The organism is Fructobacillus tropaeoli (assembly GCF_001047135.2).
Classification (GTDB): Bacteria; Bacillota; Bacilli; order Lactobacillales; family Lactobacillaceae; genus Fructobacillus; species Fructobacillus tropaeoli.
Map to the genome: position 1 here is coordinate 231,376 of NZ_DF968078.1, position 9,500 is coordinate 240,875.

The 9,500-nt window shown below is 43.9% G+C and carries 9 protein-coding genes, 1 tRNA gene and 1 other annotated feature; of the genes, 4 read left to right on the forward strand and 6 right to left on the reverse strand.

What is annotated here, in order from left to right; translation table 11 throughout:
• Window positions 1-56 precede the first annotated feature (56 nt).
• On the reverse strand, window positions 57-2,015 hold the full coding sequence (thrS, locus tag AOQ32_RS01095; protein WP_059393199.1) for a threonine--tRNA ligase: 1,959 nt from the start codon (window positions 2,013-2,015) through the stop codon (window positions 57-59).
• Between the two features lie 75 nt (window positions 2,016-2,090).
• Window positions 2,091-2,304: a binding site (T-box leader), on the reverse strand.
• Window positions 2,305-2,608: 304 nt separating this feature from the next.
• Between thrS and AOQ32_RS01100 the strand changes: the two genes are divergently transcribed.
• Complete coding sequence (locus tag AOQ32_RS01100) at window positions 2,609-3,070, forward strand: flavodoxin domain-containing protein (RefSeq protein ID WP_059393200.1); 462 nt, start codon at window positions 2,609-2,611, stop codon at window positions 3,068-3,070.
• A gap of 122 nt (window positions 3,071-3,192) precedes the next feature.
• On the opposite strand, the gene AOQ32_RS01105 is transcribed toward AOQ32_RS01100, so the two are convergent.
• The 4 genes from AOQ32_RS01105 to serC all read right to left on the reverse strand — a co-directional run bounded on the left by AOQ32_RS01105 (window position 3,193) and on the right by serC (window position 6,760).
• Complete coding sequence (locus tag AOQ32_RS01105) at window positions 3,193-3,918, reverse strand: YebC/PmpR family DNA-binding transcriptional regulator (RefSeq protein WP_059393201.1); 726 nt, start codon at window positions 3,916-3,918, stop codon at window positions 3,193-3,195.
• Window positions 3,919-3,993: 75 nt separating this feature from the next.
• Window positions 3,994-4,482 (reverse strand): phosphatidylglycerophosphatase A family protein, encoded by a 489-nt coding sequence (locus tag AOQ32_RS01110; RefSeq protein WP_059393202.1) that lies wholly within the window; start codon window positions 4,480-4,482, stop codon window positions 3,994-3,996.
• 17 nt (window positions 4,483-4,499) lie between these two features.
• Entirely contained in the window at window positions 4,500-5,675 is a 1,176-nt protein-coding gene (locus AOQ32_RS01115) for a 3-phosphoglycerate dehydrogenase family protein (protein ID WP_059393203.1), read from the reverse strand.
• Window positions 5,669-6,760 (reverse strand): 3-phosphoserine/phosphohydroxythreonine transaminase, encoded by a 1,092-nt coding sequence (gene serC, locus AOQ32_RS01120; protein ID WP_059393204.1) that lies wholly within the window; start codon window positions 6,758-6,760, stop codon window positions 5,669-5,671. The genes AOQ32_RS01115 and serC overlap by 7 nt, the downstream gene beginning before the upstream one ends.
• A gap of 268 nt (window positions 6,761-7,028) precedes the next feature.
• Between serC and AOQ32_RS01125 the strand changes: the two genes are divergently transcribed.
• Window positions 7,029-7,112 (forward strand) — tRNA-Leu (locus tag AOQ32_RS01125).
• A gap of 436 nt (window positions 7,113-7,548) precedes the next feature.
• On the opposite strand, the gene AOQ32_RS08615 is transcribed toward AOQ32_RS01125, so the two are convergent.
• Complete coding sequence (locus tag AOQ32_RS08615) at window positions 7,549-7,722, reverse strand: hypothetical protein (protein WP_158531850.1); 174 nt, start codon at window positions 7,720-7,722, stop codon at window positions 7,549-7,551.
• Between the two features lie 72 nt (window positions 7,723-7,794).
• Here AOQ32_RS08615 and AOQ32_RS01130 point away from each other — a divergent pair, with 72 nt between their 5' ends.
• Together AOQ32_RS01130 and AOQ32_RS01135 are read left to right on the forward strand one after the other, a co-directional pair.
• Window positions 7,795-8,595 carry a sulfite exporter TauE/SafE family protein gene (locus tag AOQ32_RS01130; protein ID WP_059393205.1) on the forward strand — a complete coding sequence of 267 codons (801 nt, stop codon included), beginning with the start codon at window positions 7,795-7,797 and terminating at the stop codon, window positions 8,593-8,595.
• Window positions 8,596-8,818: 223 nt separating this feature from the next.
• On the forward strand, window positions 8,819-9,469 hold the full coding sequence (locus AOQ32_RS01135) for an NAD(P)-dependent oxidoreductase (protein WP_059393206.1): 651 nt from the start codon (window positions 8,819-8,821) through the stop codon (window positions 9,467-9,469).
• Window positions 9,470-9,500: the final 31 nt, after the last annotated feature.

Here is a 9,500-nt window from a genome sequence, read left to right on the forward strand (position 1 = left end):
CTCTTACAAACAACAAATCGATTCACCAAGAAGTGGATCGATTGTTGGTTACTACATTATTCTGCTACTCGAGAGTAGTTGGCAACATCTTTTAAGACTAAGTCTTTAAAGGCATCAGCTGACATCTTCTCGGTTTCTTGTTGGCCATAACGACGAACCGTAACCGTTTGGTTATCCTGCTCATCATCACCCAAGACCAACGTATATGGTACCTTCTTGGTTTGTGCTTCACGAATCAAGTAACCCATCTTGGCTTCCTTAGTTTCGACGTTAGCACGCAAACCAGCTTCCTGCAATTCTTGCTTAATCTTGTTAGCATAAGCACCGTGAGCACCGTTGTTAACAGGAATAATTTGAACTTGCAAAGGTGCCAACCATGTTGGGAAAGCGCCCTTATACATTTCGATCAAGTAGGCCGTGAAGCGTTCCATCGTTCCCACAATACCACGGTGGAGCATCACTGGACGGTGGTTATCTTGACCATCTTCACCGACATAAGTCAAATCAAAGCGTTCTGGCAACAAGAAGTCCAATTGGATGGTTGACAATGTTTCTTCACCACCCAAGGCCGTCTTTGTTTGGATATCCAACTTAGGACCGTAGAAGGCTGCTTCACCAGGTGCCTCGAAGTAATCCAAGCCCATGTCGTCCATAGCCCGCTTCAACTGTGCCTGTGACTTTTCCCACATTTCATCGTCGTCAAAGTACTTAGCAGTGTTTTCAGGGTCACGGTATGACAAACGGAAACGGTAATCCGTGATGTTGAAGTCTTCGTAGACAGCCATGGTCATCTTCAAGATTGACTTGAATTCTTCTTCCAACTGGTCTGGTGCTACGAAAGTGTGTCCATCGTTCAAAGTCATTTCACGAACACGTGACAAACCGGTCAAGGCTCCTGATTTTTCATAACGGTGCATCATGCCCAATTCAGCAATACGTAATGGCAAGTCGCGGTATGAACGTGGCTTGTGTTGGTAAACTGAAATATGTGAAGGACAGTTCATTGGACGCAATTCCAAGAATTCGCCATCTCCCATGTCCATTGGTGGGAACATGTCTTCACGGTAGTGATCCCAGTGACCTGAAGTCTTATACAAGTTCAAGTTTGACAAAACTGGTGTGTAAACATGCAAGTAATCGTTGGCCAATTCCTTATCAACGATGTAACGTTCAACCTGGCGACGAATCGTTGCCCCATTTGGCAACCAAACTGGCAAGCCTGAACCAACCTTTTGGCTCGTGAAGAACAAGTCTAAGTCACGACCGATGTTACGGTGGTCACGTTCCTTGGCTTCGGCACGACGTTGCAAATCAGCTTCCAAGTCTTCGGCATTCCAGAAGGCCGTTCCATAAACACGTTGCAAAACAGCGTTGTCTGATTGACCGCGCCAGTATGAACCAGCAACAGAAACCAACTTAAAGTGCTTAATCCAACCAGTTGATGGCACCAAACCACCACGGTCTAATTCAATATGCTCACCTTGAACGGCCACTGAAATTGGCTCGTCTTCAGGCAAATCATTAATCAATTCCACCTTGTATGGGTCATCCTTGAATGTTTCCAAGGCTTCGGCACGACTGATTTCGTGTGACAAGATTGGCAAGTCTTCCTTAACAATCTTCTTCATCATCGCTTCGATTTCTGGGAAATCTTCCACAGAAACTTGGTTTCCAGCACCGTTATCAGTGTCGTAATAGAAACCGTTTTCGATAAATGGTCCAACTCCGAAGTGTGCGTGAGCAAACTTTGGCAAGCGACGCATTGCTTGAGCAAGCAAGTGCGAGGTCGAGTGACGCAGGATGTCCAATGATTCCTCGTCCGCAGTAGTGATTAATTGAAAATCGCCACCCTCGGTCAAAGGATCATTCATCCCAACATAGTGTCCATTCAGCTTTGCTGAAACAGACTTTTTTGCCAATGACTTTGCAATTGAACTTGCAACTTCAATGGGCTTGATGCCAGCCTCGTAAGACTTCTGAGCGCCATCAGGGAAATTTAATGTAATTTCTGCCATTATGATTGCCTTCTTTCTTTTTTCAATTGCTGATTTGGAAAATTAGGGACAAAAAAATCCCTTTGTGCGTTTGCACAAAGGGACGTGTCACCGTGGTACCACCCAATTTCCAGATAAAATCAATACCTGGGTCTTTGAGACAGTTAACGGTGTCACCCGGGCTAACTTTCAATTCCTACTCGTTAGCCATTCAGAGGTAGTCAAAAAATTAGGGCCCTGCTTACTTCCACCAACCGTAAGCTCTCTATCAGGACTTGCTAACCTAAGTTATCCTCATCAGCAATTTCTATGATTAAATATAACACGACCAAAACAAAATATCAATTATTTCGCGTCAGCCAAAACCTGGGCTAGTGCCTGGCGGGCTTTGTCATCGTGGTCTAAAATGCCGTTATCATAAACGTTTTGCAAGGCTGCAACTTGGTCTTTATTCAATGCCATATCAAACATCCTCCTCGTATTTGTGACTATTATAAGACAAGAATTTTAAAATTACCAGTCTTTCAAATCATCTTTGTTATTCTTTTGTTCAAACGAAGCCCCGGTAAATTTTGTATAATGATACTAAATCTCATAACCAAAGGAGGCAGACAATGCCTGCAGCAAATCTCACAGCCCAAGTCGTTTTTGCCACAATTACCGGTAACAACGAAGCCGTTGCCGATATTTTAGTCGAAGAATTAGAGAACCAAGGAGTTTCTGTTAAGAAAAGCGAAATCTCCCAAACTGAGCCAGAGGAATTACAAGACTTTGATCTCGGTTTTGTTGTCCCTTACACATACGACGAAGGGTCACTCCCCGATGAAGGACTCGACTATTTCGACGACCTCGCCGACGTGGCCCTACCTGATTTCACCTATGCTTTAGCCGGCTCTGGCGATACCTTCTATGGTGACCTTTATTGCCTAGCGCTTGACTCCTTTGATGAACAATTTCAAAAGACCGGTGCCAAGCGTGCCGGTGAACTCACCCGGATTAACCTTTACCCAGGTGACCAGGATCGAGAGAAGTTAGCAGCCTTGGTCCAGGCTGCATTAGCCCAAGTGCAAAAATAAGTAATGGCCAGCGCTTAACCAGCTCAATCAAATTTAAAATTAACGAGCGCTCCACTACTATCAGCAAACAAAAAAGACAAGCCTTAACGGGCTTGCCTTTTTAATTGGCTTTGAAAGTCAAATTAGTCTTCAGCAGTTGTATAAACAGCCAAAACGTCTTCGTTTTCTTCCAATTCGTCGACCAAACTGTCCAACTTTTCGCGATCTTCATCAGAAATCGCCATTGGGTTTTGAGCAATCATTGAAACTTCAGCATCGGCGAATTCATAACCGGCTTCTGTCAAAGCAGCTTCAACAGCCTGGAAATCGCTTGGTTCTGTGTAAATTTCAAATGCTTCATCGGAAGTTTGCACATCTTCAGCGCCTGCTTCCAATGCTGCTTCCAAAATCGTGTCTTCATCCAAATCAGGGTTTTCTGACCGGTCAATGACCAAGTAACCCTTGCGGTCGAATTGGAAAGCAACTGAACCAGAAGTTCCCAATGAGCCACCGAAGTGCTTGAATGAGTTACGAACAGAAGAAACCGTACGGTTAATGTTATCAGTTGAAGCTTCAACCAAAACGGCTACTCCAGCTGTTCCATAACCTTCGTAAGTTACTTCTTCGAACTTGGCGCCACCGGCACCTGAAGCCTTGTCCAAAGCTCGTTGGATGTTATCCTTCGGCATGTTAGCTGCCTTGGCCTTGTCAACAACCAAACGCAATGAAGCGTTCATTTCTGGATCAGCACCGCCAGCCTTTGCTGCAACATATAAGTCGTGCGCAAGCTTTTGGAAAATTTTTCCACGCTTAGCATCTTGGGCGTTTTTACGACCTTGAATGTTATGCCATTTACTATGTCCTGACATTGTGTCTTCTCCTTAAAAAATTAAAATACAATTTATTGTAACAAAAATTGCATTAATTAACCAGGGAAAATTCGATTAGTAGTCGTTTCCGCCAAGGACTTCCAGGTAAGTCATCGCAGCAGATGAAATCAAGGCGGCCAAGATATCGTCCAAGTAAACGTTGACAGTGTCGGTGCGATCATTGATTTCACCAATCAAGCCAGGCTTTTCATCATCCAAACGTCCATAATGAACCGTTGCTGCGGCTGAGAATTGTTGGGTAATGCCGATTGCCAAAATTTCATCCACATTGTGGCCGTTAGCATCACGCTTCAACCGAGCCTTCAATGGTTCTGAATCGGGCATCAAAACTGCTTGCTCATCCAAGAAAATGGCCGTCAAAATAATGTCGGCGACTTCATCCTTGTGCAACACGCGGTTAATCGCCTTATCGAGGGCTTCCCCATCGACTTCATCATGAAACTTTTCAATCAAAAAAGTTTCTGTTCCTTCAAAGACGTCCTGCAACGTCACGCCGCGGGCAATCAATTTATCGATGGCTGCTTGTTGGAGTGCTTCTGTCATTTTTTTAATTCTCCCCTTCAATCCTGGTTCTGATACAATTCAACGTTCAAAACGTTTTCAATGGCTGCTAGGTTATCGACAATATTGTCCTCTTGTCCTAATGGTAACTGATTTAGCGCCAAAAGGGTATAGGCATAGTCGCCAACTGCTCGGTTTGATAATTCTTCAATGTTCAAGTCCAGTTCCCCAACGACCTTCGTGATTTGTCCAATCATATTTGGCACGTTATTGTGCAAAACGCCCAACCGGTACTTAGTCGTAAATGGTTCGTTGATATCTGGGTAGTTGATCGAGTTCACGATATTTCCACTGGTCAAATAGTCGTCTAATTGCTTAGCCGCCATCAAGGCTGAAGTATCTTCGGCTTCAACCGTTGATCCGCCAATGTGTGGCGTAATAATCACCTTGTCGTTGTCAAACAAGACTTCACTACTAAAATCAGTAATAAACATCCGCAGCTTATCCGCATTCAAAGCCTTCACTGCGGCCTCATCATCGACAATGCCACCACGGGAGAAGTTAATCAAAGCCGCATTTGGCTTCATCTCTGCCAATTTGTCGGCATCAATAAAGTGGTGGTTTTCTTTCGTATAAGGGATATGCACCGTGACAAAATCAGACTGTTGCAAGACTTCATCAACGCTTTTCGCGTGCGTGATGTGACGATCAACACGCCAGGCAGTATTAGCATTCAGACCTGGATCGTAACCAATCACCTTCATGCCGAAGGCCAAGGCGATGTTAGCAACCTTAGAACCAACGTTTCCAAGACCAATTACGCCAAGTGTCTTTTCATACAACTCCGTACCACGGTAGCCACCCTTATTTGCTTCCGTACGCAGCGAAACATCGCCACCGCGAACTTGGTTAGAAAAGTTAATCGCACCCACGATTGGTCGGGCCGCCATAATCAATGCGGCAACCGTCAATTCCTTAACCGCATTGGCATTGCCACCGGGAGTATTAAAGGCCGGAATTCCCCGCTTTGACAAATCGGTCACCGGAATATTGTTAAAACCAGCTCCAGCACGGACAACGGCCTTCACTGACTTTGGAATTGGCTCCTTGTGTAAGTCCTGTGAGCGCAACAAAATACCATCGGGATCCTGGTCGCCGTTAATCTCGTAACCACGGTCCTTCAAATAGTCCAAACCGGTGTGACTAATCGCGTTATACGTTTTAATGTTCATGATTTGTGTTCCTTCTCCGCCTTCTCCAGAAATGTAATCAACGCCTCGACTGCTGCCATTGGCTGTGCATTATAAAGGGATGCCCGGAAGCCACCGACCGAACGGTGACCAGCCAGGTTGTGCAGTCCTTCTTGATCAGCTTGCAAACTGATTTTCTTGTCCAAGTCGCTGTCTCCAGTCGTGAAGACCACGTTCGTTAACGACCGTTCCTCACCAGAAACAGGCACTTGGTAAAAATCAGACTGATCTAAATAATCATAAAGGCGCTTAGCCTTCTTTTGGTTATTTAGGTAAAGTTGCTTGACACCGCCCTGTTCGAAAACCCAATCCAGAACAAGACTGAGGGCGTAAATACTGAAGACAGGTGGCGTGTTGTACATCGAGTCCTTGTCGATGTATGACTGGTAACGCATCATTGGGCCAACGCCTTCAATTTTTTGTTCGGCAAGCCAATCCTTTTTCACGATGGCAAGCGTAACACCGGCCGGTCCTAGGTTCTTTTGGGCCCCAGCAAAGATGGCTGAAAAATCAGACACGTTATAGGGTTCGGCTAAGATGTTGGAAGACATATCTGCTACCAAGTGTCCCGTTGTCTTGGGCAAATTGTCCTGGTGGTAGGTGCTGCCTTCAATGGTATTGTTAGTGGTAATGTGGAGGTAGTCATAGTCTGCTGCATCAAAATCAGCTGGTAACTCTGGTAAATAGCGGTAACGGTCTTGCTTTGAGCTCGCAACAATGGTTGCCTCTTTGCCAACTGCCTGAGCCGCTTTGGCTGCCTTATTGGCAAAGTTACCGGAATCTAAGACCGCAATCTTATTCTTCTGATTTGCCAAGTTGAGGGGCAGCATCTCAAACTGCAAGGAACCCCCACCTTGAATAAAGAGAACAGCGTAATCATCTGGAATGTCCATCAACTGACGCAGACGGTCTTCTGCATGGTGAATAATTTCATCAAACCTGGCGCTACGATGAGAAATCTCTAAGATACTGTAGTGTGAGTTTTCTTCCTTTTCCAAGTCCTCTCGAATCTGCTTAATCACCGGGCTCGGCAGGACCCCAGGCCCAGCCGAAAAATTATAGCTACTCAACGTTTTTTCCTCCTTCTTCACCAACAAAAAAAGCACAAGGTGCCCTCTAGCGCCCCGTGCCCAATACGGTCAAAATAAAAAAACTGAAAGACACACAGTAAACTTAAAAGTTCAGACGCCAGCGGCTGATTGTAGTCCATCAATCGTTGGTAAGTCCCAATACCTGCGGGCCTACTTCTACTCGATTAGTATCCATTTTAAGAAAATTTTAATTAAAGTCAAGACTTGTAATTAGGGCTTATCCAAGGTATAATTTTACTCGTTTGTTGCCGATGTGGCGGAACTGGCAGACGCGTACCGTTCAGGTCGGTATGGTGATTTCACCGTGCAGGTTCGATTCCTGTCATCGGCATTCTAAGCATAATTTAACAAACACATGAAAAGCCCGATGTCATCGTTTAAATGCGATGGTATCGAGCTTTTTCGTTACGTTTAAAACTAATTTTTTCAGACGTGTTTTAGCCGTCCTTACAAATAATTTGTACACTTTTGTACAATTTTGTGGCACTTTCATTTATATTCCAGTTTTGCGTAAAATTGGTATGGTTATTTGACTCCAAAAATAACTATTCCACACAAATAAAAAATTGTCTTAATTAAAGCTCCAACTTACATTTCTATTTTGAAATTATGAAGTATTTTTGCAAATAGAAACACCAAACACTATCTCTATCGTTAAATATCACCGTTTTTTGCAAATAGAAACATCAACTCCTACATCTATCGTTAAATATTGTTTTTTTGGAAAATAGGTAATCACCAACTGACTACTATTTTACATTTCACCCTCATTTTCCTCCTATCCCCCCACCATTCACTGAAACCCAGCCGACAAATAAGGCCAAAAAAATCACAAAACCGTGAATTTTATTTAAAAAGAAAAACACTTTCCCGCCAGAATTGCTTTTCTGTCGGGAAACTTCTATACTCATAACTGTTATTCTTGTTAGTTTTTCTAACATTTTTCCACCTAATTATTAATTTTTGTGATTTTACAAAAAAATAAAAATATTTCAAAGGAGTTCTTCTTTTTTATGATAACAGACCATTATTTACAAGCCTTCCTTTTCCTTCTCCCGATGGGCATCTTAGCTGGAATCGTCAGTACCACTGCCGGACTGGCCTCTCTTGTTTCGTATCCCGCACTTTTAGCAGTCGGTATTCCACCAGTTTTTGCTGACGTCACGAACACCGCCGCCCTCGTGATGACTGGTTTCGGTTCAATGTTTTCTTCCAAAAAGGAATTAACCAGCCATAAAAAAGAATTGATTAAAATTTTTCCATTAACAATTCTTGGATCGATTATCGGCGCCTGGTTGCTTTTATCACAACCAGCTTCCTATTTTTCTAAGATTGTTCCCTTCTTCGTCCTGCTCGCTGGTTTACTCCTTTTCTCGCAAATCAATAAGTCCAAGTCAAACCCACTCAATCTGACTCGCGATGAATCAATGGAAAACGATGCCCATTCACCAGTCTATAAGACGGTGATTTCCATCTCCATCTTGTTGGTTGGAATGTACTGTGGTTACTTCGGTGCGGCCGGTGGTGTGATGCTTTTGGCCATCCTTTCTGCCACAACTACGATGAACTTCTCTTCCTACAATGCGGTCAAGAACGTTTCTCTTGGTGCATCAAACTTGATTGCAACCCTGATTTACGCCTTTTCTTCTCACATTTACTGGGAACTGGCCATTCCAATGGGAATCGGCCTCTTCATCGGTGGCTATATTGGTCCAAAAATCGTCCGCATTATCCCAGATAAGACATTAAAAATCATTGTCAGTATTTTAGCAGTCTTGTTGGCCGTCGACCTCTTCGTGAAGGCTTACTTCTAAAAATTAAATCAACAGCATCTAAAAGAGCTAACCAACTATTGGTCAGCTCTTTTTTCTGTCATCAAAATCCACCCGCTCCATTGGTGAAATCAGCTATCAGACCTATAATGAATTTAGGTTGTATGGTATAATATCAGTGTTGTATCTTTTAAAAATACAAACAGATCAATCAATCTTTCAGGTCAAAATGACCAACAAACGTTCAACATCGGAAGGAGTTTTCATGAAAGTATTAATTATTGGCGCAACAGGGATGGCGGGTTCCGCAACGGTTAAGGCGGCATTGGCTGCCGGCGATGAAGTCACTGCCAATGGTCGGTCAGCCGAAAAGCTCGCCGATTTAAAAAAGGAGTTTCCAGCCATTAGCACATTGCAAAAGGACGCCTTTGACTTAACAAAGGAAGATCTTGCAGCTTTTGACGTTGTTGTCGATTCTTTCTCGGCTCCAACCAAGGCTTTCTTGCAGATTGATTTGGCTGCCCACCTCGTTCACCTCGTCCGTGAACAAGAAAAGCCACGCCTGGCCTTTATTCTGGGCGCCGCTTCACTTCATACCGGAGATGACCGCCACCTCTTGCTTGACGATTTAAAGAAGATTCCAGGATCAGAGGCATGGGTGAGCGGTCCAGCCAACCAGGTTCTTGAACTCGACTTTTTGAAAAATGTTGAAAATGTTTCTTGGTTTGGTATTTCACCATCCATGGAGTTCATTGCTGGCCCTGCCGATCCAGAGCCATTAATCGGACAAGATGATCTTTTGACCAACAATGAAGGAAAATCAGTCGTGACAAGTGATACACTTGCCAACGTCTTAGTGGCCGAATACCACGAACCAAAGCACCCTAACCAACGCTTTACCGTTGCGAACCACTAATCAATAATTTACTAACAAAAAGGCCCCCCCC